Here is a 21006-nt window from a genome sequence, read left to right on the forward strand (position 1 = left end):
GTCAGACCGGCGCGAGCACGAGGCGCCAGCGCCACACCTCGCCCTCGTCAGGGTCGATGGCCACCCCGTCACGGGTGAAGCCGCATTTTGACAGCACCCGCGTCGATGGCCCCTCTGAAGCCAGGGTATGGGCGATCAGCACCGTTGCACCGCTACTGCGGGCAATCGCGACAAGGCCGGCGCACACTGCGCTGGCGACGCCGGTGTGCTCGTATACTGGGAAGGTGAGATAGCCGACCTCGACCACACCCGAGGGATCGGGCGCACTGGTGAACCCGCCGAACCCAACAGGAACAGTATCGCGCCAGCCGATATAGCCGCACCACGGCGGCACTTGAGGGGTGGCAGCGAGGGCAGACATTTCCTGCGCGAACGCGCCCGTGACGGCAGGGTCGGAAAGCTCCCGCTCACCGGCCACGGGGCGCAGTTCGAGCATCACCCCTTCTTCAGATGCCGCCGGCCGAGCAGTTCAGCGATCTGCACCGCGTTCAACGCAGCGCCCTTCCGGAGGTTGTCCGAGACGCACCACAGGGTGAGGCCGTTCTCCACCGTCGGGTCCTCGCGCACGCGGCTGACGAAAGTCGCGGCATCGCCGACGCATTCGATCGGGGTGATGTAGCCGCCGTCCTCGCGCTTATCGACCAGCATCACGCCGGGCGCCTCGCGCAGGATGTCCATCGCCTGCTGGGCACTGATTTCGTTCTCGAACTCGATGTTCACCGCTTCCGAGTGGCCCACGAACACCGGCACGCGCACGCAGGTCGCGGTCAGCTTGATCTTGGGGTCGAGGATCTTCTTGGTCTCGACCACCATCTTCCACTCTTCCTTGGTCGAACCATCGTCGAGGAAGCTGTCGATGTGCGGGATCACGTTGAAGGCGATCTGCTTGGTGAACTTGGCCGGCTCCACCGGATCGCCCACAAAGATCGCGCGGCTCTGGGCGAAAAGCTCGTCCATCCCTGCCTTCCCCGCGCCCGAGGTCGACTGGTAGGTGCTCACCACCACGCGCTTGATCGTGGCGAAATCGTGGAGCGGCTTCAGCGCCACTACCAGCTGCGCGGTCGAGCAGTTGGGGTTGGCGATGATGTTGCGGGCCTTGTAGCCGTCGATCGCGTCCGGGTTCACTTCCGGCACGATCAGCGGCACATCCGGGTCCATGCGGTAGAGCGAGGAATTGTCGATCACGATGCAGCCCGCAGCTGCAGCCTTGGGGGCATATTCCTTGGCCGGGCCGGAGCCTGCGGCGAACAGGGCAATGTCCCAGCCGGCAAAGTCGAAATGCTCGATATTCTTGCACTTGAGCATCTTTCCGGTGTCACCGAATTCGACTTCGGTGCCAGTCGAACGCGGCGAGGCGACCGCGGCGACCTCGTCGCACGGGAAATCGCGCTCGGCGAGGACCTGCATCATTTCGCGTCCGACATTGCCGGTCGCGCCGACCACTGCCACCCGGTAACCCACTTGGCATTCTCCTGATATTTCGCAGTTGCGAGATAGCGACACTTGTCCCGAGCGCAACTGCTAAGGTGGGTATGAAGACCTATACCTATCTCGGCGGCTTTACCCCGTGGCTTTCAAGGAACCGGAAAATGCCGTTCCAGACATGCGGCCCGATCTTCTCGCCCGACACGCGGTGGGTGTAACCGGGGTAGAGCATCATCTCGAACGGCACGTTGGCTTCCTGAAGGACGGAAATCAGCTCCGAGGAATTCTCGAACACCACATTGTCATCCGCCATGCCGTGGATCAGCAGCATCGGATCGGCGATCTTCGTCGCCTCCGGAATGGCGCTCGCCTTGTCATAAGCCGCCTTCACCTCGCGCGGATCACCCATGTAGCGCTCGGTATAGTGGGTGTCGTAGAGCTCCCAGCGGGTCACCGGCGCACCGGAAATCCCCGCCGCATAAAGCCCGGGATCGGCCTCGAGCATCTTCAGGGTCATGTAGCCGCCATAGGACCAGCCATAGATCCCGATCTTGGCGGGATCGACGAAGGGCAGCGTTTTCAGAAATTCCGCCCCCGCCTTCTGGTCGCGCACCTCGGCCCCGCCCATCGCGCGATAGAGCGGCTGCTCGAAATCCACGCCGCGATTGGCCGAGCCGCGATTGTCGAGCATGAAGTAAATATAGCCCTTGTCGACAATCGACTGGGCCAGCGCCCCGCCCCAGCCCTTGGTGACCGTCTGCGGACCGGGGCCGCCATAGTGCTGGAAGAACACCGGATAGCGCTTGCCGGGCTGCATCTTCGGCTTGAGCATCATCCAGTGCAGCGGCGTGCCGTCTTCGGCCGGGATCGTGCCGAATTCGGGCGTGACATGGCCCGCGAGGAAGGGCGCATAGGGATGTTCGCCCTCCACGCGGTTCTCTTCGATCCACGCGACCTGCGCGCCGTCGGGCGTCGCCAGATAGGACTGCGACGGCTGGTTCGGGCTGGAACGCGTGACGTAAAGCAGCCGCCCCTTGCCATCCATGCTCGCCGAATTGGTAAAGGCCGGATCGGTGAGCAGTTCGGGCTCGCCCGTCCCGTCGAGCCGCGCGCGGTAAATCTGCTGGGTCAGCACACCGGCGGTTGCCTGATAGGTGAAGGTGCCTGCTGCCTCGTCCACACCGACCAGCGTGGTGGTGGGCGAAGGGCCGTGGGTCAGCTGCGTCCACTGGCCGGCGGCATAGCGGTAGAAATGCCCGAACCCGTCGCGCTCGGACCACCACAGCAGCGATCCGTCGGCGAGGAAGCGGTAATTGTCGGAGAGGTTCACCCAGTAATCGGGCCGCGCGGCGCTTTCGGTGAACCACACCTGCGACGCACCCGTCGCCGGATCGACCCGCAGGACGTCAATCTTGGTCTGCGCGCGGTCCTGCCGCTGGACGTAGATCGCGCTGCCATCCGGCGCCCAGTCGACGCGGGCGACGTAGATGTCGATGTTGAGGCCGAGATCGACCTTCACGCTGCTCGTCCCATCGGGGTTCATCACGAACAGCTCGACCACGGCATTGTCCGTGCCTGCCGCGGGATAGCGCTGGTCGAACACCTTGGTGCCCTTGGCGCCAATCGCAGCGCGAGTGACGATGCCGACGCTCGCCTCATCGGTGCGCTGGACGACGATGCGGCTGTCGTCGGGCGACCACCAGTAGCCCTGGAGCCGCGCCATTTCTTCCTGCGCGACAAACTCCGCCTCGCCCCAGCGGATAGTCTCCGCCTCGCCAGCAGGCGTGACGGGCTTGGCCTCGCCCCCGACCGGCCCAGTCCACAGGCGCCGATCCCGCACGAAGGAGACATAGCCGCCCTTGCTCGACAGCTTGGGATTGAGTTCGGTGCCCTCGGTATCGGTCAGCGGGGTGACGGTGCCGTCAAGCCGGGCGAGGTAGAGATCGCCATCGAGCGGCACGAGCACGCCCGTCCCGTCGCTCGCCCATTGATAGGTGATGATGCCCTTGAGTCCCGCGACCCGGGCGCGCTCGCGCTGCATTTTCTCGTCTTCGGACAGTGCGCGGCCCGAGCCCAAGGCGAGCGAATCCACCAGCATCCGCCATTCGCGGGTCTCGATGTCATAGCCCCACAGGTCGTAGCGGTCACGATCCTCAGCGCGGTTCCTGAGCAGCGTGAGATAGCGCCCGTCGGGCGAAAGCCGCACCTGTCGGGGCGCAGGCCCATCGAGCCCGGGCGAGCCAAACACACGCTCGAAAGAGAGAGTGGGGGCCTCAACCGCCATAGTGTCCTCCGCCAAGGCCGGAGCAGTCAGACAGGTTGAAAGAGACAGAGCAACCGCAGCAAGAACCGAACGCATTCAAAGCTCACCTCGTCATTGCAAGCCGCCGGAAGGGCGACGCGCACTGCTCCTCGCAATGACGCCGGGGAAAGGCAAGGGGCACAAACGAAAAGGGCGGCACCTTGCGGTGCCGCCCTTCGCGAATGGTTTGCCGGAAAGCCTTACGCCTTGGGCGCGGGGGCCTTGCGCTCGGCGATACGCGCGCTCTTGCCGGTGCGGCCGCGCAGGTAATAGAGCTTCGCGCGACGCACGACGCCGCGACGCACCACGGTGATGCTCTCGACGATCGGCGAGTAGAGCGGGAAGACGCGCTCGACGCCTTCGCCGAAGCTGATCTTGCGCACGGTGAAGTTGGAACCCATGCCGCGGTTCGAACGGGCGATCACGACGCCTTCATAGTTCTGCACGCGCTCGCGGTTGCCTTCCTTCACCTTCACGCCGACGCGGACGGTATCGCCTGCGCGGAATTCGGGAATGTCCTTGCCGGACTTGGCGATTTCTTCGGCTTCAATCTGCTGGATCAGGTTCACTGGTCCGGTTCCTTACGTTTTTGCCGCGCGCCAGAGGCAGGCTGGACCCGAGCGCCCTCATGACGCTCCCACAAGTCCGGCCTGCGTAACCGTGTGTCATTCTCGCTTTGCAGCTTTCGCCACGCCGCGATCTTCGCATGATCCCCCGATCGCAGCACTTCGGGGATCGTGCGCCCTTCCCATTCAAGAGGTCGGGTATAGTGCGGATATTCAAGGAGGCCGTTTTCGTACGACTCCTCGGCTCCGCTAGAAGGCGCGCCCATTACGCCGGGAAGCAGCCGAATGCAAGCGTCTAGGATGGTGAGCGCCGCCATCTCGCCGCCGGAGAGCACGATGTCGGCAAGGCTGACCTGCTCGATCTCGGGCCGGGCCTCGAACAGGCGCTCGTCAAACCCCTCGAAGCGGCCGCACAGGATGATGACCCCGGGGCCTTGAGCCAGCTCGCGGATGCGGGCCTGCGTGATGGGTTTGCCGCGCGGAGTCATGGCGAGGATCGGGCGGCCAGCGGCGGGAGCGCTGTCGAGCGCGCGCGCAAGCACATCGCACTTCAGCACCATCCCCGCCCCGCCGCCTGCGGGCGTATCGTCGACAGTGCGGTGCTTGTCCTCGGCAAAGTCGCGGATCTGCACCGTTTCGCATGCCCACTTGCCCTCGGCCATAGCGCGGCCAGCGATGGAATGCCCGAGCGGCCCGGGGAACATCTCGGGGTAGAGCGTGAGGATGGTGGCGGCGAAGGTCATAGCCACTCGACCCCGTCCTTTGCCCGCGTATCCACGGTGAGCTCGAACACATCTGGCCGCGCGTAGTGACCGTCAGTGTCGAGGCTCGTCAGCCCGTGGGCTACCTCCGCGAGGTCGAGTTCAGCGAAGAGCGTCTCCTCCCCCTCGCCAGCCTGCGCAATCACGCGGGCGTCGGGCGCGGCGATCAGCGAGCCGCCGCGGTTGAGCACGTCGCCGGGGATCGCTTCGACCAATTCGCGCGCGGCATCATTCCCGCCCACCCGCTCCAACCCGTCGAGCAAATCATCCTTCACCTGCACCAGCCCCGCCGCCAGCACGAAGCAGCGGCCCTCCATCGCGTAGTGCCGCGAGGCAATCGCATGGCTCTCGCGCACCGTCGGCCATGCCGCTACGTGCACGTCCTCTCCCAGATTATGCATCGCCGCGCGCGCCAAGGGCATCCAGTGCTCCCAGCAAATCAGCGTGCCGAGCCGGCCCCACTCGGCCTCATGCACGCCCAAGGTCGAGCCATCGCCGCGCGCCCAGATCAGACGCTCGCCGTGGGTCGGCACCAGCTTGCGGCGGTCGAGCGGCGGAAGGCCGGGACGAAAGGTCAGCTGATTGTTGACGAGGCTGCGCCGCACCCGCTCATGCGCACCGATGCTGATGATCGCGCCGCTCGTGTCGGCCAGTTCCTGCAAGGGGAGCAGCCGCTCGTCATTGGCGACAACAGCCTGTTCGAGCATGACCGCATGAAGAGCGCGCGTGCCAGGGTGATCCCACAGCGCGGCGGCGGGCGCTTCGTCGAGCCACAGGGGATAGCCCCCGAGGAAGGTCTCACCGAAAGCCACCAGCTTCGCGCCGCCATCGATAGCCTCGCGCGCAAGGCGCAGCGCCTTGTCGATGCCACCCTGAAAATCGAGCGGGAGCGGAGGGGCTTGGACAACGGCGACAGGAAGCTTCGTCATGCCTCTGCGCTTACGCGCGAGTGTCAGCCACCGCAACCACCGCAGCCACCGCCGCCATCTCCGCCGCCGTCACTATCGCCGCTGCTGTCGCTGCTGCCCCCGCTATCCGAATTGCCGCCCTGCTGCCGCATGGCATGAACCGGCTCCCACGGGGTGCCAACCAGCACGCCAGTGCCGAACAGCGCGACCGCCGTCGCCACTTCCTCGGGCTGAGGCGCACGGGACATACGCGAGGCCCGCGCGCGCTCGGCATCGAGCACGGCAAGCCCGGCGCGGGTGCGCTGATCGGCGTTGAGAAAGCGCACCAGCGCCAGTCCGGCTGTCACCAGCAACAGGATGACCAGATAACCGGTCGGCTCGCCGAGCGCGCTTCCGGCCCGCTGGCGATAGATACCGATCAGAAGGAGCGCGATAAAAGGCGCGATGGATAGCCAGCGCAGCCGCACCAATTCGTCGGGACGCAGCAGCAATCCTGCGCGCCGCAGCCTTGCGCTCACCCTCTCGGCATGGGCGGCGAGCACCTTATGCGCATCACCAAGCGAAATCGGGGCGCCATAGGCAAGCAGCACCTTGCCCGCTGGGCCCACCGGAATCGAACGCTGCGCCACCTCAAGCTTGCCAGCAATCGGCCCCACCAGCCCGCCGCGCACGAACAGATCGGCCAGCAGCGAATCGGCAAAGCGGTTGCGTCCGCCTGCGAGCACAGCAAGGTCTTCGGCGTCGAGGGCATCGCCATGCCGTCCCGCCGGGCGCAATTGCGCAGGGATCCACCACCACGCCGCCACAGCACTCAGGCCCAGCAGCGTGATGTAAAAGAACAGGAAATCGCTGCCCGTCCAGGACGAGAACAGCTGCATCACATTATCCTTCCCGCGAGCCAGCCTCCCATCACGGCAAGCAGACCCAGCGCCAGCGCGACCCGGCGTGAAACGAAGATACCATCGGAAAAGTTAACACGAACTCCCCGCGGATCGACGGAAAATCGCCTTTGTGCCGAAGGCCAGATCGCAGGCGGTGGCGGCGCGCCGAACACTGCCTCGTAGGCCGCAAGGGTATCGGCATATTGGCGGTAATAGCGCGTGCGTTCGACAGGTCCGCCGCTGGTCGGCCCATGGTGCAGATCGGCGCGCAGGACTTGCGGGCAGAACAGCTGCCAGTAGTCGCGCGAATAGGTGAGGTGGAGGTGCCAGGCCTGATCGACCGCATCGGATGGCGTGACGTCGCTTTGCGCAGTGACCGCAAGATAGCAGAAGCGCTTGTACTCGCCGATCACCGCCTCGGCATGGGCAGCGTCCCAACAGTTTTCGCGGGCAAGGCGGGCAGCGAAGGTGAGCGATGCGTCAGAAGGGCCGATGTGGTGATCGGCGATGCGTTGCCAGAGTTCGTCGCGGGGCAGGCTCACGCCTTCAGTCTTCGACGAAAGCGGCTCCGATCACAAGCCGGTCTTCGTCCCAGCCATGAACGGCAGCGGGAATCATCGGCACCATGAAGGTCTTGGGGCCCTTTTCGGGGACGGGCGCGCGGGCGATCTCGATGATGTCGGTCGCACCGAAGTTCTCGATCGCGGCGACAGTGCCGACAGCCTCGCCCGCATCAGTGACGACGGGCAGGCCGAGCAGATCGGCATGGTAGAATTCGCCCTCAGCCAGCGGCGGAAGCGCGGTGCGAGGAACCGTCAGCACGGTGCCGCGCAAGGTCTCGGCATCGGCGCGGTTGGTGCTCTGGGCAAAGCGGGCAACGGCCCCGCCCTTGCCGTCATCGCGGATCTTGAGGAGCGTCAGCGCGCCATCATTGAAGCTCTTGTGCTGGGCGAGCGTGGCAACACCCTCGCCGAACAGCTTCAGACGCACCTCGCCCGTCACCCCGTGCGCGCCGGCAATGGCGGCCAGGGTAACAGGCTTGGTCATACAGGCTTAGCCTTCGGCCTGCTCGTCGGAAACCGGAGCTTCCTCTGCGGCAGCTTCCTCGGCAGCGGGAGCCTCTTCGGCAGCAGCTTCCTCAGCGGGCGCTTCTTCAGCGGCAGGCGCTTCTTCAGCAGCCGGGGCAGCAGCCGCGGCCTTGGCTTCTTCTTCAGCAGCGCGCGCGGCTTCTTCGGCTTCAGCGATCTTGGCGGCACGCTCTTCTGCGCGCTCCTTGGCCTTCTCGCCCGGTTCACCCTTCTTCGGGTTCACGCGGGCCGCACGTTCCTTGATGCCGGCGGCATCGAGGAAACGGGCGACGCGATCGGTCGGTTGCGCGCCGACGCCGAGCCAGTAGCGGGCGCGGTCTTCGATCAGCTTCACGCGGTCAGCCGAATCCTTGGCGAGCAGCGGGTTGTAGGTGCCGATCTGCTCGAGATACTTGCCGTCGCGGGGCGAGCGGCTGTTGGCCACGACGATGCGGTAATAGGGACGCTTCTTGGCACCGCCGCGCGAGAGCCGGATGGAAATGGACATGGGATACTACCTTTCGAGTGAATTGAACTTTTGAAACGAAACGACTGACTTGAAACTATTTCTTGCGCGGAAGGCCGGGGAGCCCGGGAGGAAGACCGCCCCCACCGAGACCGGGAAGGCCCCCGCCGCCGAGGCCCGGGAGACCGCCTGCGCCGCCGCCCATTCCGCCCATCGGGCCACCGCCGCCACCGGCGCCGAACATCGCGGCAAGGCCCTTGAGCCCGCCCATCTTCTTGATCTGCTTCATCGCGCGGGCCATTTCCTGATGCATCTTCAGGAGCTTGTTGACCGTCTGCACATCCGTGCCGCTGCCCGCTGCAACGCGCTTCTTGCGCTTGGCATTCATAAGATCGGGGTTGGCGCGTTCCTTCGCGGTCATCGAGGAGATGATCGCCTCCATGTGGATCAGAACCTTGTCGTCCATGCCCGAGCTGGCCATCGCCGCCTTGGCCTTCTTCATGCCCGGCATCATGCCCGCCAGCATCCCCAGCCCGCCCATGTTGCGCATCTGGCGCAGCTGCATGGCGAGATCATTGAGGTCGAACTTGCCCTTTTCGAAATTGCGGGCGAGCTTTTCAGCGTCCTCTTCCTTGATCGTGGCCGCAGCCTTTTCGACCAGGCTGACGACATCGCCCATGCCGAGGATGCGGTCGGCGACGCTGCCGGGGCGGAAAACTTCGAGCGCGTCGAGCTTTTCGCCGGTGCCGGCAAACTTGATCGGCTTGCCGGTGACAGCGCGCATCGACAGCGCCGCACCGCCGCGGGCATCGCCGTCCATACGGGTCAGCACCACGCCGGTGAGCGGGACCTCGCCCGAGAAGCTCTGGGCGACGTTGACCGCGTCCTGACCGGTGAGCGAATCGACCACCAGCAGCACTTCATTGGGAGCCGAAACGCCCGCGACGGCCTTCATCTCGGCCATCAACGCATCATCGACGTGGAGACGGCCCGCAGTATCGAGCAGCAGGACGTCGAAATTCTGGAGGCGCGCGGCTTCCATCGCGCGGCGCGCAATATCGACCGGCTGCTGGCCCGCGATGATCGGCAGGGTGGCCACTTCGACCTGGGTGCCGAGCACCGCCAGCTGCTCCTGCGCCGCCGGACGATTGACGTCGAGAGAGGCCATCAGCGCCTTCTTGCCGTGGCGTTCGCGGATCAGCTTGGCGAGCTTGGCGGTGGTGGTGGTTTTACCCGAGCCCTGCAGGCCGACCATCATGATCACGACCGGCGGGCGCGCATCGAGATTCAGGCCTTCGGTCTCAAGCCCGCCGAGCGTCTCGACCAGCTCGTCATGGACGATCTTGATGACCATCTGGCCCGGCGTGACCGAGCGCAGAACATCCTGACCCACGGCCTTTTCGGTGACGGCATCGATGAAGCGGCGGGCGACCGGCAGGGCAACATCGGCTTCAAGCAAAGCAATGCGCACTTCGCGCATGGCATCGCGCACGTCCTGCTCACGCAGCGCGCCGCGACCCTTGAGCTTGTCGAACACTCCGCCGAGACGGTCGGACAGCGTATCGAACATCGCCTGCTCCTCCTGCCGGGAACCTAAGCGCCCGGAAAATGCGAAAAACGCCGGCGGACGAAACCTCGTCGGCCAGCGTTGCGAAAATGCGCCCCTCTGGGGGACTGCCAAATCCGACTTTGATCAGAATGACTGGTGGAGCCTAGCGGGATCGAACCGCTGACCTCAACACTGCCAGTGTTGCGCTCTCCCAGCTGAGCTAAGGCCCCGAGCCAGTCATCATGCAGGACAAGGGCGGAAGCCCTGCCTGCGGGAGGCGGCCATTAGAAGGGCCGCCCCACCCTTGCAAGAGAAAAAATCAATTCTCGTGATCTTCGTCGTCGCCCGTGCCGGTCGACACGCCGAGATCATCGTCGCCGCCGAGATCGACGTCATTATCGGGCGAATCGCCGTCGTCGTCGATGTCCTCGATATCTTCCAGATCGTCGAGATCATCGTCACCGCCCAGATCGGCATCGGCTTCGACGTCCTGCTTCTTCTCTTCCTCGAAGGGAATCGGCTGCTTGGACTTGAGCACCGGCTCGGGCGACCAGGTTTCGCCGCATTCGATGCAGGTGACCGGATCATCCTTGCCAAGATCGTAGAACCGCTCCCCGCACTTGGGGCAGGTACGCTTGGTACCCCATTCGGGCTTTGCCATTTTCATTCCTCAATTGGGGCCGGCCCCGGACAGGGCGGGCGAAAACTTGACCACATTTCCGGCGGGATGTGTGGGATTGTGGGTTCCGGCAAGCCCTTTATCAAGAGCATGAACAAGAGCGACCGGCCCCGCGCGCGGCGCGCCTTGCCAGAAGCGCGGGGCGCTGTCAAAGACCGCCGCCTGATGACCAGTCATAGCTTTGCTCCTTCCGGCCCCTTGCGGGGGACAATCCGCGTTCCCGGCGACAAGTCGATCAGCCACCGATCACTGATGTTCGCAGGGTTTGCTGTGGGGCAAAGCCGCATCACCGGCCTGCTCGAAGGCGAGGATGTGCTGGCCACCGCCGCCGCCATGCGGGCTTTCGGTGCCGAGATCACCCGCGAAGATGACGGTATCTGGACAGTCCATGGCGTCGGGGTCGGCAGCCTGCTGGAGCCGAAAGCCGCGCTCGACATGGGCAATTCGGGCACATCGACACGGCTCCTCATGGGTCTGGTTGCGAGCCATGCGATCACCGCCACCTTTACGGGCGATGCCAGCCTTTCGGGCCGCCCGATGAACCGCGTGATCGGCCCGCTCTCGCAGATGGGCGCGTCGATCGAGGCAAGCGCGGGAGGCACCCTCCCCCTGATGCTTCGCGGCGCAGCACCTGCCGTGCCGATCACCTACCGCCTGCCGGTGGCAAGCGCGCAGGTGAAAAGCGCAGTGCTGCTCGCAGGGCTGAACACGCCCGGCATCACCCGCGTGATCGAACCCGTGCCGACCCGCGACCACACCGAGCGGATGCTGACCGGCTTTGGCGCAAAGCTCGAAGTGGGCACCGAGAATGGCGAGACTGTGATCGCGATCCATGGCGAGGCTGACTTGAAGCCGATGGACGTTGTCGTGCCCGGTGATCCCTCCTCGGCCGCCTTCTTCATGGTCGCCGCCACGATCGTGCCGGGCAGCGACCTCACGATCCTCAATGTCGGCCTAAACCCGACCCGCGCGGGCCTTTTGGAGGTGCTGCGCCAGATGGGCGCGGACATCACCGAAGTGGACGCCCGCGAAGTCGGCGGCGAACCGGTTGCAGACCTGCGCGTACGCCATGCCCAGCTTTCTGGCATCGACGTTGATCCCGCCATTGCCCCGTCGATGATCGACGAGTTTCCCGTGCTGTTCGTCGCTGCCGCCCTTGCCAGCGGCACCACCCGCACGACCGGGCTTGAGGAATTGCGCGTCAAGGAAAGCGACCGCCTTGCCGCAATGGCCGCCGCGCTGACAGCGGCAGGCGCGCGGGTCGAAGAGCACGAGGATGGCCTCACGATCCACGGCACCGCCGGCGAACCGCTGCGCGGCACCAGCAATGCGCGGGTCAAGTCGCTGCTCGATCACCGTATCGCCATGAGCATGGCCATCGCAGGTCTTGTCAGCACCGGCGGTGTCGAAGTCGACGACATTTCGCCGATCAACACCAGCTTCCCGACCTTCATGGGGTTGCTGGCAGAGGCAGCGGCGCGGTGATCATCGCGGTTGACGGCCCTACGGCATCGGGCAAAGGCACCATTGCCAAGGCCCTGGCCGCGCATTTCGGCCTGCCGCACCTCGACACCGGGCTGCTTTACCGCGCAGTCGGCCGGCAGGTGCAGTTGAACGGCGGCAATCCCGATAGCCCCGACGACGCACTGGCCGCCTGCGCCTTTGCCGATACTCTGCTGGATGACGAGGTCCTGCGTTCGGAGGAGGTCGGCGGGTTTGCGAGCCGGGTCTCGGTCCATCCGCCCGTCCGCCGCGCACTCTATGAGCGCCAGCGTGCCTTCGCCCTGCAACCCGGCGGCGCGGTGCTCGACGGGCGCGATATCGGCACGGTGATCGCCCCCGAAGCCGATGTGAAGCTGTTCGTCACCGCCAGCGTTGCCGAACGCGCCCGCCGCCGCTGGCTGGAGATGACGGGCCGCGGAAGCGATGTTGCTCTTGCAGCGATAGAGGCCGATATCGCCGCCCGTGACGCGCGCGACATGGGCCGCAAGGACGCGCCCCTGGTCGCCGCCGCCGACGCACTGGTGATCGACACCACCGCTTTCAATCGCGAAGAGGCGATCGGAGCGGCGATCGACGCCGTGCTCACCTTGCAGGGTGCGTCTTCCGGGCTGCGCATAAGGCCATTCGAGGATAGCCTCGCGGGCGATTTCCACGACATCAATGCGGAGTGGATCGAAGCGATGTTCCGGCTCGAGGCGACCGACCGCGAGGTGTTAGAACACCCGCAAGAGAAGATCATCACGCCGGGCGGCGAAATTCTTTTCGTCGAGGCGGAGGGTCTTGGCATTGTTGGCACCTGCGCCTTGCAGAAGACAGGACCAGGCACTTTTGAGCTGACCAAGATGGGTGTGCGCGAAACCGCGCGCGGCATGAAGGCTGGCGAGTTCCTGCTAGAGGCAATCATCGCCCGCGCGCAGGCTATGGGCGCGACCAAGCTTTACCTTCTCACCAACCATGCCTGCGAAGCGGCAATCCACCTCTACGAGAAGCTGGGCTTCGCACATGATGCCGGGATCATGGCCGACTACGGCACGCGCTACGAGCGCTGCGACGTGGCGATGCTGTACGTGGGCCGATAGGGCGGCTTCCCAGCCGCCATTTTCCTTGCTTTTCGCCCCGCCCTCGCCTAGGCGCGCGGCCGTTCTCGCAATCTTTATCGGTTGAAGGAACCTTCGCGCCAGCATGGGGCTGCGCGAGGAAGTCTGCCTCTTGCCCCGCCAGCCCGCGCAATGGTGCACGGGAAGCGGTGAAAGACCCCGGAAAAACCGGTGGCCGGTAGCACAACGAAACAGGACCTGTTCCACTATGGCAACGCAAATGCCCACCCGCGCCGATTTCGAGGCGCTCCTCAATGAACAGCTCGGCGGCGCCGGCGAAGACGGCTTCGAAGGCCGCGTCGTCAAGGGCACCGTCACCGCAATCGAAAACGGCTATGCCGTGATCGACGTCGGCCTCAAGAGCGAAGGCCGCATCGCACTCAAGGAATTCTCGCGTGGCGAGGACGACCACGGCCTGACCGTCGGCGGCGAAGTCGAAGTCTTCGTTGACCGCGTCGAGAACGCCGATGGCGAAGCCATGCTCTCGCGTGACCGCGCCCGCCGCGAAGCCGCTTGGGACAAGCTGGAAAGCGAATTCGGCGAAGGCAAGCGCGTCGAAGGCCGCATCTTCGGCCGCGTCAAGGGCGGCTTCACCGTCGACCTCGACGGCGCGGTGGCCTTCCTCCCCGGCTCGCAGGTCGACATCCGCCCGGTGCGCGATGTCACCCCGCTTATGGACGTGCCGCAGCCCTTCCAGATCCTCAAGATGGACCGTCGTCGCGGCAACATCGTGGTCTCGCGTCGTGCGGTCCTCGAAGAAACCCGCGCCGAACAGCGCAGCGAACTCATCAATGATCTCGCCGAAGGCCAGATCATCGACGGCGTCGTCAAGAACATCACCGACTACGGTGCGTTCGTGGACCTCGGCGGCATCGACGGCCTGCTGCATGTCACCGACATGAGCTACAAGCGCGTCAACCACCCGAGCGAAGTGATCGCCATCGGCGACACCGTGACCGTGCAGATCGTACGCATCAACGCCGAAACCCAGCGCATCAGCCTGGGCATGAAGCAGCTCGAAAGCGATCCGTGGGATGGCGTTGCTGCCAAGTACCCGGTCGGCATGAAGCTGTCGGGCCACGTCACCAACATCACCGAATACGGCGCCTTCGTGGAGCTGGAAGCCGGGATCGAGGGCCTCGTCCACGTTTCGGAAATGAGCTGGACCAAGAAGAACGTCCACCCGGGCAAGATCGTTTCGACCTCGCAGGAAGTCGAAGTCATGGTGCTCGAAGTCGACAGCGACAAGCGTCGCATCAGCCTCGGCCTCAAGCAGGCCCAGCGCAATCCGTGGGACGAGTTCGCCGAGAAGCACCCGGTTGGCTCGGTCGTCGAAGGCGAAGTCAAGAACGCGACCGAATTCGGCCTGTTCGTCGGCCTCGACGGCGACGTCGATGGCATGGTGCACATGTCGGACATCGCCTGGGGCATCTCGGGCGAGGACGCGCTGGCGCTTCACCGCAAGGGCGAGATGGTCAAGGCCGTTGTGCTCGATGTCGATGTCGACAAGGAGCGCATCAGCCTCGGCATGAAGCAGCTCGAAAAGGGCGCACCCTCGGCTGAAGCCGCCACCGGCGGCTCGAGCCTGCGCAAGAACCAGACCGTCACCGTCACCGTGCTCGAAGTGCGCGACGGCGGCCTGGAAGTGCAGGTTGGCGAAGACGGTGCGACCGGCTTCATCAAGCGTTCGGACCTCGGCCGTGACCGCGACGAACAGCGCCCCGACCGCTTCCAGGTCGGCAGCAAGGTCGACGCGATGGTGATCGGCTTTGACCGTTCGAAGAAGCCGAACTTCTCGATCAAGGCGCGTCAGATCGCCGAAGAGAAGGAAGCCGTTGCGCAGTTCGGTTCGTCGGATTCGGGCGCTTCGCTCGGCGACATCCTCGGCGCTGCCCTCAAGAAGGGCGCGGAGTAATTGCGGGACGCTCGCCCCTTGCGGGCGGGCGACCTTCTCCGCCAAAACGAAAGGCCCGCCCTCCAATATGGAGCGGCGGGCCTTTTCCTTTGGGGGCAAGCGGCGTAAGGTCGCGGGCATGATCCACGTCCACCAGTTCCCCTGCCTTAGCGACAACTACGGCTATCTCGTCCACGACACCGAAAGCCACGAAACCGCGGCGATCGACACCCCCGATGCCACCGCATATCTGCGCGAGGCCGAGCTCAAGGGCTGGCGGATCACCCAGATCTGGAACACCCACTGGCATCCCGATCACGCGGGCGGCAACGCCATGATCAAGGAAGCGACCGGCTGCACCATCTCCGGCCCGGCCGAGATCGAGGGCAAGTTCCCGATCGACCGGATCATCGCGCATGGCGACACAGTGACGCTCGGCGCGGTACAGGCGCAGGTGATCGATGTCTCGGGCCACACCAATGGCCACATCGCGCTGCACCTGCCGGAAGTCGGGGTCGCCTTTGTCGGCGATTCGGTGTTCGCGCTGGGCTGCGGGCGGATGTTCGAGGGCGAGCCGAAGCAGTTCTGGGCGAGCCTGTCGCGCATCAAGGCCCTGCCGCCGCAGACGCTGCTCTATTGCGCGCACGAATATACCGCCTCCAACGCCCGGTTCGCGCTTCATGCCGATCCCGATAACGCTGCCCTCGCAGCCTATGCGGACGAAATCGCCGCCAAGCGTGCGCGGGACGAATGGACGGTGCCGACCACCCTCGAGCGCGAGCTTGCCACCAATCCCTTCCTGCGGGCCGATGATCCCGCGATGATGGCCCGCTGGGGCGGCAGCGCCCCGCATGAGACCTTCGCGGCGCTGCGGGCCGCAAAGGACAATTTCTAGACCCATGCAGGCCCTGAGGGTCGATTGCCTGTCGGACGATCTGTCCGGCATGACGCTCGCCGATCTCCCCCCTCCGGCCCGCGTCCCCGGCGAGGTGCTGGTTCAGGTGCGCGCGGCGTCGCTCAACTTCCCTGACCTGTTGATGACGCGGGGGGAGTATCAATTCAAACCTGAGGTGCCCTTCACCAGCGGGCTCGAATTTGCTGGCGAGGTGCTGGAGGCCGATCCGGACAGCGGCTTTGCCCCCGGTGAAAGGGTGATGGGCGGCAACAAGACCGGCGCCTTTGCCGAGACCGCCAGCGTGCCCGCAGCCAAGCTCTCGCCCATGCCGCGCGGGATGGATTTTCCCGCCGCCGCCGCGATGGGGGCCGCCTATTCGACCGCCTATACCGGCCTCGTCGAACTCGGCGGATTGCGGGAAGGCCAATGGGTGCTGGTCCACGGGGCGAGCGGCGGGGTTGGCCTTGCCGCCTGCGACCTCGCCCGCGCGCTGGGCGCTAAGGTCATCGCCACAACCGGAAGCGCCGACAAGATCGGGCGGATTGCCGCCCTCGCCTCCCCCGATGCCGTGTTGCTCGCAGAGGGACGTTTCCGCGAGGCTGTGGCTGATCTCACCGACGGCAGACTGGCCGATATCGTGTTCGATCCCGTGGGCGGCGATGTGTTCGACGAATCGACCCGTTGCGTCGCCTTTGGCGGCAAGCTGATGGTGGTGGGCTTCACCAGCGGACGGATCGCGGAGATTTCCACCAACATCCCGCTGATCAAGGGCTTCAGCCTCGTCGGCCTGCGCGCCGGAGAATATGCCCGCCGCTTCCCCGAACGCGGGCGTCAGATCCAGAGCGCGATCACAGCGCTTGCCGAAGCAGGTCGCATTACTCCCGCAATCGACCGGATCCTGCCCCTATCCCGCTGGCACGAAGGTTTCGAGGCAATGGCAAATCGCGAGCTGGTCGGCAAAGTGGTGTTCGTGCCGGGCAGCTAGGCCGGCCGATCAGTAGAGGTATTTGTCCTCGCGCACCGTGATGATCAGGTTGAACCCGCCATAGGGTGTCCTGATCAGCTTGGTCTTCTTGTCGCCCTCGCGCCACACCAGCATTAGCCCTTCGGACGTTGTGTCGAGATCGCCGTTCCCCAGGCCGATCATGCTGCCGAAGGGCGCGGTAGCCTGTTCCGGCTCGCCCAGTTCTGCCTCGAACTTCTGGCGCAGCTTGGGGAAACAAGCGGCGGGCGCCTGCGATCCCATGAAGCTGATCGTCACCAGCCCGCCCTTGCCCGAACGATAGCCGAACGGCGCGGGACAGCCGGGGATCACCTCCATCTGGCGTTTGGGCAGACTGTTCATGAAGACCTTGGCCTCGGCCTTGGGGGTCGCCGTGGTGAACTGGCCCCACAGCACCACAGGAGTGCCCTGCGCAGCCAATACCGGTGCGGCGGCTACGATTGTCGCCAGAAGGGACAGAACGGTAAGGCCTTTGTGCTTTGTCATGAGGCCAAGGCTACCCAAGGGAGCGGTGACGGGTCAAGCGAGCAAGCCTCTGCTCCCCAAAGCAAAAGGGCGGCCCCGCAGGACCGCCCTCTTGTGTTCGGTAAGCTGTGCCGCTTACAGCGAGGCAATCACCTCGTCGGCGAGCTTCTTGTCAGCCTTGCCGTCATGCGCCTTGGCAATCAGCACCTTCGAAGCCGCAGCCGCAGCCGTCACGGCGCGGGCCTTGACGTCGGCAATCGCGGCGCGCTCGGCAGCGGCGATCTTGTCTTCGGCCATACGCTGGCGGCGAGCGACCATGACCTTGCTGTCGGCCTCGGCCTTGGCAAGGATCGCATCGGCTTCTTCACGAGCACCGGCGAGCATCGCTTCGGCGTCCTTTTCAGCGCCGGCGATCTTGGCGGCATATTCGGCACGCAGCGCTTCAGCTTCGGCGCGCAGCGTCTTGGCTTCGTCGAGCGCATCGCGGATGGCCGCGATCTTGCTGTCGAGCCCGCCGGTGATCACACCGGGGACCTTCTTCCACACGAAGACAGCCAGCAGCACCAGCATCGACAGCGCGACCCACTGGTAGGAATCGAGCCCCAGCACCGAAGGTTCGGCATGGTGGCCTTCGGCACCGCTTGCGAGCAGAGCGAGAATATCAGCCATGAGCCATAACCTCCTTGACCGCAGCCTCGGCGGCGGCGGGCTTGATCTCGGCGCCGGCGATGCGGGCGACGATATCGCGCGCGGCATCGGCCGCCACGCTCTCGATCTCGGCCATGGCGCTGGTGCGCGCGGCTTCGATCCCGGCCTCGGCTTCGGCGAGCTGCTTGTCGAGCTTGGCCTGCGCCTTGGCGAGCTTGGTTTCCGAAGCCTTGGCCGCCTTGGCCTTGGCTTCGGCAATCACGCCCTGGGCCGCCGCGCGGTTTGCGTTCTCCCGCGCGCGCCAGGCATCTTCCTCGCTGTCAGCAGCATCGCGCGCAGCCTGGGCTGCGGCAAGGTCATCGGCGATCTGCTTGTCGCGCAGATCGACCGTGCCCATGATCTTGGGCACCATGCCCAGACCAACCACGAAGAAGGTCAGGCCGAAGAACACCAGCAGCCAGAAAACCTGGCTGGTGAGCGTGTCAGCGATTTGAACGATCTGAGGCATTATCGACCTTTATCTGCGCTGCAATTGCACCGAAGCACCGGGGGCACGGGATGTCCCGCGCCGCCCGGATACGTTTCGGTCCGATCTTAGCGGAAGATCAGCAGAACGGCGATGACGAAGGCCAGCAGGCCGAGAAGTTCAGCAGCCGCGAAGCCGATGAACAGACGGCCCTGCTGCGCGTCGGCAGCGCCCGGATTGCGCAGGGCGCCTTCGAGGAACGAGGCGAAGACATTGCCCACGCCGAGAGCGGCGAGGCCGGCACCGATCGCCGCGAGGCCGGCACCCAGGAGAGCTGCAGCAGTTGCGTCCATGGTAGTAACTCCTTGAGAAAAATTCGTTGGTTGTTGAAGGTTTCGAAGACCGGCCCTGCGGGCGCGATCAGTGAAGGTTTTCCGCGTCGTTGATATAGAGCGAGGTCAGCAGTGCGAACACATAGGCCTGAATGCCCGCAACGAGGATTTCGAGCGCGCTGATGGCGATCATCAGCACGAAGCTGGGGATGCCCACCGCAGCGCCAAGCGCCGGACCGGCACCGCCGCCGGCGATGACGAAGCTCGCCAGCACCTTCAGGAGCACGTGGCCGGCCATCATCGCGACGAACAGACGTAGCGCGAGGCTGAAGGGGCGCACCATAAAGGACACGAATTCGATCGGGGCGATGAAGATCGCCATGATGAAGGGCGTGTCCTTGGGAACGAACAGCGAGAAGAAGTGCAGCCCGTGCTTCCAGAAACCGACAACGAGCACGATCGAGAAACTCAGGATCGCGAGTACGCCGGTAACGGTGAAGTGGCTGGTGAAGGTGAAGGCATGCACCCCGGGGATCACGCCGACCGGCACGAGGCCGAGAAGGTTCCCGAACAGGATGAACATGAACAGCGTAAAGATGTAGGGGACGTACTTGCGCCCAGCCTTGCCGATATTGGCTTCGAGCATGTCGTCGATGAAGCCGGTCATGGTCTCGACCGCCATCTGCCAGCGGCCCGGCACCAGCTGGCGCTTCAGCCCACCCGCGACGAACACCCACACAAGCACGGCCGTCAGAGCCATCCACAGCGCGGAATTGGTGAATGCGATGTTGAACCCATCCGCAAGTTGCCAATCCGAGCCCAGCACGGGCTCGATGGTGAACTGCTTCATCGGATCGACCTTGCCTTCTTCGGCTGCCACGACCTTGGGTCCTCAAATGTTTCACGTGAAACACGCCCCATGAGGGGGTCAAAGGGGAGTCAAACCGGGCCTAGCCCTGCTTGTCCTCACCATCGGCCTGCCCCTCGGGACGTGTGTTCGCCGCAAGGATGATGCTTCTGAAGGCCGACGCAGTTCCAAGGAACAGGCCGGTCAACAGACCCCAGGGCGCGATCCCGGCCAGCGAATCCACCGCAAAGCCGATAACCATGCCGCCGATGATCCCACCCAGAAGATTGGCCAGAGCGCGGTTGCCGCTGCGGTAATTCGCATCGGTGCCCTGCACTTTCGGCCGGTTGCGCTGCTCTTCACGCTCGCGTGCGGCCTTGAGCCGCGCTTCGAGCGCGTCGATCCGCGCATCCTCGACAATGGGGTCTCGGGCGGGTGTCTCGTCGCTCATGCCGGTCTCCGTAGACAGAGGAATTCAAGGCACGCGCAACCAGGTGCCCGCCGAGGGCGCCGCCCCCTTAGAAGGGGGGCAGATACGTGTCAACATCAGGAGCGGGGACTTTTGTGCAAGTGCGAGATATCAGGGGCAGCGGGGATCCCGGATGGGGGCACCGGCGCCCCGCGTTTGCCAGGTTCCATCGGGGGCCTGATACTTCTCGCCCGGCGTCGTGCGGGCAATCGCCTGACACCCGGCGGTCAACGCATAGGCCTCCAGCGTTGCGCTGTTTTCCTTGGCCTTTTCGGCGTAGACCGCGCGGCGCTTGATATTGATGTCGTCCACCAGTCGCTGGAGCGCAGGGTCCGCGGCACCAACAATGCCGAGATAGCCGTCGGGCTGCTCGCCGACCTTGCCGGCCTCGCGCGCAGCGGCATAGGCCGGATCGCGCTGGGCCAGCGCCGGAGCCGTCACAAGACCCAGCAGCGCCGCTGCCATGATCTGCCGGACTATTGCATTGCGCATCATCATTCCTCCTTGTCGCCGCATCCTCGAGCGCGGGCCTAAGGCAGCGAAGCGTTAGGCCATCAAAAAATCCCACTCAAAAAATATCAGCGTTCTGGTCAATCGTGTTCTTGGCGTCTTCCGCCAACCGGTAAATCACTTCCTGCCGGATGTTGATGTTGAGCTCGATCACGATCGGCTTCTCGGGTGCTGCGATGTTCACGCAGCCGCCCAGGCTTGCCGAAAGGATCGCGGCCCCTGCCATCATGGCCCGGCGCTTTCCATTGCCCTGCCCCGTCATCCGCCATTGCC

At 64.9% G+C, this 21006-nt stretch carries 25 protein-coding genes, 1 tRNA gene and 1 pseudogene; 6 read left to right on the forward strand and 21 right to left on the reverse strand.

What is annotated here, in order from left to right; all coding sequences use genetic code 11:
* Position 1 precedes the first annotated feature (1 nt).
* The 13 genes from RSE14_RS03930 to RSE14_RS03990 all read right to left on the reverse strand — a co-directional run bounded on the left by RSE14_RS03930 (position 2) and on the right by RSE14_RS03990 (position 10586).
* Positions 2–436, reverse strand: coding sequence for a GNAT family N-acetyltransferase (locus RSE14_RS03930; RefSeq protein WP_324075939.1), 435 nt, complete (start codon positions 434–436; stop codon positions 2–4).
* Positions 436–1461 (reverse strand): aspartate-semialdehyde dehydrogenase, encoded by a 1026-nt coding sequence (locus tag RSE14_RS03935; RefSeq protein WP_324075940.1) that lies wholly within the window; start codon positions 1459–1461, stop codon positions 436–438. The genes RSE14_RS03930 and RSE14_RS03935 overlap by 1 nt, the downstream gene beginning before the upstream one ends.
* A gap of 85 nt (positions 1462–1546) precedes the next feature.
* Entirely contained in the window at positions 1547–3784 is a 2238-nt protein-coding gene (locus RSE14_RS03940) for a S9 family peptidase (RefSeq protein WP_324075941.1), read from the reverse strand.
* 143 nt (positions 3785–3927) lie between these two features.
* Positions 3928–4296: a 50S ribosomal protein L19 gene (rplS, locus tag RSE14_RS03945; RefSeq protein ID WP_324075942.1), complete on the reverse strand. Its 369-nt coding sequence runs from the start codon at positions 4294–4296 to the stop codon at positions 3928–3930.
* A complete protein-coding gene (gene trmD / locus RSE14_RS03950) occupies positions 4293–5036 on the reverse strand; it encodes a tRNA (guanosine(37)-N1)-methyltransferase TrmD (protein WP_324075943.1) in 744 nt (247 codons plus the stop codon). The genes rplS and trmD overlap by 4 nt, the downstream gene beginning before the upstream one ends.
* Entirely contained in the window at positions 5033–5983 is a 951-nt protein-coding gene (locus RSE14_RS03955; RefSeq protein WP_324075944.1) for a carbon-nitrogen hydrolase family protein, read from the reverse strand. The genes trmD and RSE14_RS03955 overlap by 4 nt, the downstream gene beginning before the upstream one ends.
* A 23-nt stretch (positions 5984–6006) precedes the next feature.
* Positions 6007–6840: a TIGR04222 domain-containing membrane protein gene (locus RSE14_RS03960; protein ID WP_324075945.1), complete on the reverse strand. Its 834-nt coding sequence runs from the start codon at positions 6838–6840 to the stop codon at positions 6007–6009.
* Positions 6840–7385: a glycine-rich domain-containing protein gene (locus RSE14_RS03965; RefSeq protein WP_324075946.1), complete on the reverse strand. Its 546-nt coding sequence runs from the start codon at positions 7383–7385 to the stop codon at positions 6840–6842. The genes RSE14_RS03960 and RSE14_RS03965 overlap by 1 nt, the downstream gene beginning before the upstream one ends.
* A 4-nt stretch (positions 7386–7389) precedes the next feature.
* A complete protein-coding gene (gene rimM / locus RSE14_RS03970) occupies positions 7390–7890 on the reverse strand; it encodes a ribosome maturation factor RimM (protein ID WP_324075947.1) in 501 nt (166 codons plus the stop codon).
* Positions 7891–7896: 6 nt separating this feature from the next.
* Complete coding sequence (gene rpsP / locus RSE14_RS03975; RefSeq protein WP_324075948.1) at positions 7897–8418, reverse strand: 30S ribosomal protein S16; 522 nt, start codon at positions 8416–8418, stop codon at positions 7897–7899.
* Positions 8419–8473: 55 nt separating this feature from the next.
* A complete protein-coding gene (gene ffh, locus RSE14_RS03980; RefSeq protein WP_324075949.1) occupies positions 8474–9946 on the reverse strand; it encodes a signal recognition particle protein in 1473 nt (490 codons plus the stop codon).
* Positions 9947–10079: 133 nt separating this feature from the next.
* Positions 10080–10155 (reverse strand) — tRNA-Ala (locus RSE14_RS03985).
* A gap of 89 nt (positions 10156–10244) precedes the next feature.
* Complete coding sequence (locus tag RSE14_RS03990) at positions 10245–10586, reverse strand: TIGR02300 family protein (protein ID WP_324075950.1); 342 nt, start codon at positions 10584–10586, stop codon at positions 10245–10247.
* A 183-nt stretch (positions 10587–10769) separates the two neighbouring features.
* Between RSE14_RS03990 and aroA the strand changes: the two genes are divergently transcribed.
* From aroA to RSE14_RS04020, 6 genes and pseudogenes are all read left to right on the forward strand, one after another.
* The gene (gene aroA, locus RSE14_RS03995) at positions 10770–12089 is read left to right on the forward strand and encodes a 3-phosphoshikimate 1-carboxyvinyltransferase (RefSeq protein WP_324075951.1); all 1320 of its coding nucleotides are present in this window, start codon (positions 10770–10772) and stop codon (positions 12087–12089) included.
* Positions 12086–12688: pseudogene (cmk, locus tag RSE14_RS04000) on the forward strand ((d)CMP kinase); the annotation flags it as partial. The gene aroA and the pseudogene cmk, both read left to right, overlap by 4 nt.
* A 99-nt stretch (positions 12689–12787) precedes the next feature.
* Entirely contained in the window at positions 12788–13186 is a 399-nt protein-coding gene (locus RSE14_RS04005; protein ID WP_324076810.1) for a GNAT family N-acetyltransferase, read from the forward strand.
* A gap of 226 nt (positions 13187–13412) precedes the next feature.
* Positions 13413–15119 carry a 30S ribosomal protein S1 gene (gene rpsA, locus RSE14_RS04010; RefSeq protein ID WP_324075952.1) on the forward strand — a complete coding sequence of 569 codons (1707 nt, stop codon included), beginning with the start codon at positions 13413–13415 and terminating at the stop codon, positions 15117–15119.
* A 118-nt stretch (positions 15120–15237) separates the two neighbouring features.
* On the forward strand, positions 15238–15993 hold the full coding sequence (gene gloB / locus RSE14_RS04015; RefSeq protein ID WP_324075953.1) for a hydroxyacylglutathione hydrolase: 756 nt from the start codon (positions 15238–15240) through the stop codon (positions 15991–15993).
* A gap of 4 nt (positions 15994–15997) precedes the next feature.
* Positions 15998–16978: an NADPH:quinone oxidoreductase family protein gene (locus RSE14_RS04020; RefSeq protein ID WP_324075954.1), complete on the forward strand. Its 981-nt coding sequence runs from the start codon at positions 15998–16000 to the stop codon at positions 16976–16978.
* A gap of 9 nt (positions 16979–16987) precedes the next feature.
* Here the strand turns inward: RSE14_RS04020 and RSE14_RS04025 are convergent, their stop codons facing one another.
* The 8 genes from RSE14_RS04025 to RSE14_RS04060 form a co-directional block, all read right to left on the reverse strand.
* Positions 16988–17482 carry a hypothetical protein gene (locus RSE14_RS04025; protein ID WP_324075955.1) on the reverse strand — a complete coding sequence of 165 codons (495 nt, stop codon included), beginning with the start codon at positions 17480–17482 and terminating at the stop codon, positions 16988–16990.
* 114 nt (positions 17483–17596) lie between these two features.
* Complete coding sequence (locus RSE14_RS04030) at positions 17597–18130, reverse strand: F0F1 ATP synthase subunit B family protein (RefSeq protein ID WP_324075956.1); 534 nt, start codon at positions 18128–18130, stop codon at positions 17597–17599.
* On the reverse strand, positions 18123–18617 hold the full coding sequence (locus RSE14_RS04035) for a F0F1 ATP synthase subunit B family protein (RefSeq protein WP_324075957.1): 495 nt from the start codon (positions 18615–18617) through the stop codon (positions 18123–18125). Before RSE14_RS04035 ends, RSE14_RS04030 begins: the two co-directional genes overlap by 8 nt.
* Before the next feature lie 86 nt (positions 18618–18703).
* Positions 18704–18928, reverse strand: coding sequence for a F0F1 ATP synthase subunit C (locus RSE14_RS04040; RefSeq protein WP_324075958.1), 225 nt, complete (start codon positions 18926–18928; stop codon positions 18704–18706).
* A gap of 67 nt (positions 18929–18995) precedes the next feature.
* The gene (locus tag RSE14_RS04045; protein WP_324076812.1) at positions 18996–19757 is read right to left on the reverse strand and encodes a F0F1 ATP synthase subunit A; all 762 of its coding nucleotides are present in this window, start codon (positions 19755–19757) and stop codon (positions 18996–18998) included.
* Between the two features lie 100 nt (positions 19758–19857).
* A complete protein-coding gene (locus RSE14_RS04050; RefSeq protein WP_324075959.1) occupies positions 19858–20205 on the reverse strand; it encodes an AtpZ/AtpI family protein in 348 nt (115 codons plus the stop codon).
* A 129-nt stretch (positions 20206–20334) separates the two neighbouring features.
* The gene (locus tag RSE14_RS04055) at positions 20335–20721 is read right to left on the reverse strand and encodes a YdbL family probable chaperone protein (RefSeq protein WP_416379359.1); all 387 of its coding nucleotides are present in this window, start codon (positions 20719–20721) and stop codon (positions 20335–20337) included.
* Between the two features lie 70 nt (positions 20722–20791).
* Complete coding sequence (locus RSE14_RS04060) at positions 20792–20995, reverse strand: YnbE family lipoprotein (protein WP_324075960.1); 204 nt, start codon at positions 20993–20995, stop codon at positions 20792–20794.
* Positions 20996–21006: the final 11 nt, after the last annotated feature.

The organism is Erythrobacter sp., from assembly GCF_035194505.1.
GTDB lineage: Bacteria > Pseudomonadota > Alphaproteobacteria > Sphingomonadales > Sphingomonadaceae > Erythrobacter.

Excerpts from the sequence above, each read along its gene's own strand:
- RSE14_RS03930 (WP_324075939.1), bottom strand. The coding sequence starts at position 436 with ATGCTCGAACTGCGCCCCGTGGCCGGTGAGCGGGAGCTTTCCGACCCT.
- RSE14_RS03940 (WP_324075941.1), bottom strand. The coding sequence starts at position 3,784 with ATGCGTTCGGTTCTTGCTGCGGTTGCTCTGTCTCTTTCAACCTGTCTG.
- trmD (WP_324075943.1), bottom strand. The coding sequence starts at position 5,036 with ATGACCTTCGCCGCCACCATCCTCACGCTCTACCCCGAGATGTTCCCC.
- RSE14_RS03955 (WP_324075944.1), bottom strand. The coding sequence starts at position 5,983 with ATGACGAAGCTTCCTGTCGCCGTTGTCCAAGCCCCTCCGCTCCCGCTC.
- RSE14_RS03960 (WP_324075945.1), bottom strand. The coding sequence starts at position 6,840 with ATGCAGCTGTTCTCGTCCTGGACGGGCAGCGATTTCCTGTTCTTTTAC.
- rimM (WP_324075947.1), bottom strand. The coding sequence starts at position 7,890 with ATGACCAAGCCTGTTACCCTGGCCGCCATTGCCGGCGCGCACGGGGTG.
- rpsP (WP_324075948.1), bottom strand. The coding sequence starts at position 8,418 with ATGTCCATTTCCATCCGGCTCTCGCGCGGCGGTGCCAAGAAGCGTCCC.
- ffh (WP_324075949.1), bottom strand. The coding sequence starts at position 9,946 with ATGTTCGATACGCTGTCCGACCGTCTCGGCGGAGTGTTCGACAAGCTC.
- RSE14_RS03990 (WP_324075950.1), bottom strand. The coding sequence starts at position 10,586 with ATGGCAAAGCCCGAATGGGGTACCAAGCGTACCTGCCCCAAGTGCGGG.
- aroA (WP_324075951.1), top strand. The coding sequence starts at position 10,770 with ATGACCAGTCATAGCTTTGCTCCTTCCGGCCCCTTGCGGGGGACAATC.
- RSE14_RS04005 (WP_324076810.1), top strand. The coding sequence starts at position 12,788 with ATGTTCCGGCTCGAGGCGACCGACCGCGAGGTGTTAGAACACCCGCAA.
- rpsA (WP_324075952.1), top strand. The coding sequence starts at position 13,413 with ATGGCAACGCAAATGCCCACCCGCGCCGATTTCGAGGCGCTCCTCAAT.
- gloB (WP_324075953.1), top strand. The coding sequence starts at position 15,238 with ATGATCCACGTCCACCAGTTCCCCTGCCTTAGCGACAACTACGGCTAT.
- RSE14_RS04020 (WP_324075954.1), top strand. The coding sequence starts at position 15,998 with ATGCAGGCCCTGAGGGTCGATTGCCTGTCGGACGATCTGTCCGGCATG.
- RSE14_RS04025 (WP_324075955.1), bottom strand. The coding sequence starts at position 17,482 with ATGACAAAGCACAAAGGCCTTACCGTTCTGTCCCTTCTGGCGACAATC.
- RSE14_RS04030 (WP_324075956.1), bottom strand. The coding sequence starts at position 18,130 with ATGGCTGATATTCTCGCTCTGCTCGCAAGCGGTGCCGAAGGCCACCAT.
- RSE14_RS04035 (WP_324075957.1), bottom strand. The coding sequence starts at position 18,617 with ATGCCTCAGATCGTTCAAATCGCTGACACGCTCACCAGCCAGGTTTTC.
- RSE14_RS04040 (WP_324075958.1), bottom strand. The coding sequence starts at position 18,928 with ATGGACGCAACTGCTGCAGCTCTCCTGGGTGCCGGCCTCGCGGCGATC.
- RSE14_RS04045 (WP_324076812.1), bottom strand. The coding sequence starts at position 19,757 with ATGAAGCAGTTCACCATCGAGCCCGTGCTGGGCTCGGATTGGCAACTT.
- RSE14_RS04050 (WP_324075959.1), bottom strand. The coding sequence starts at position 20,205 with ATGAGCGACGAGACACCCGCCCGAGACCCCATTGTCGAGGATGCGCGG.
- RSE14_RS04055 (WP_416379359.1), bottom strand. The coding sequence starts at position 20,721 with ATGATGATGCGCAATGCAATAGTCCGGCAGATCATGGCAGCGGCGCTG.
- RSE14_RS04060 (WP_324075960.1), bottom strand. The coding sequence starts at position 20,995 with ATGACGGGGCAGGGCAATGGAAAGCGCCGGGCCATGATGGCAGGGGCC.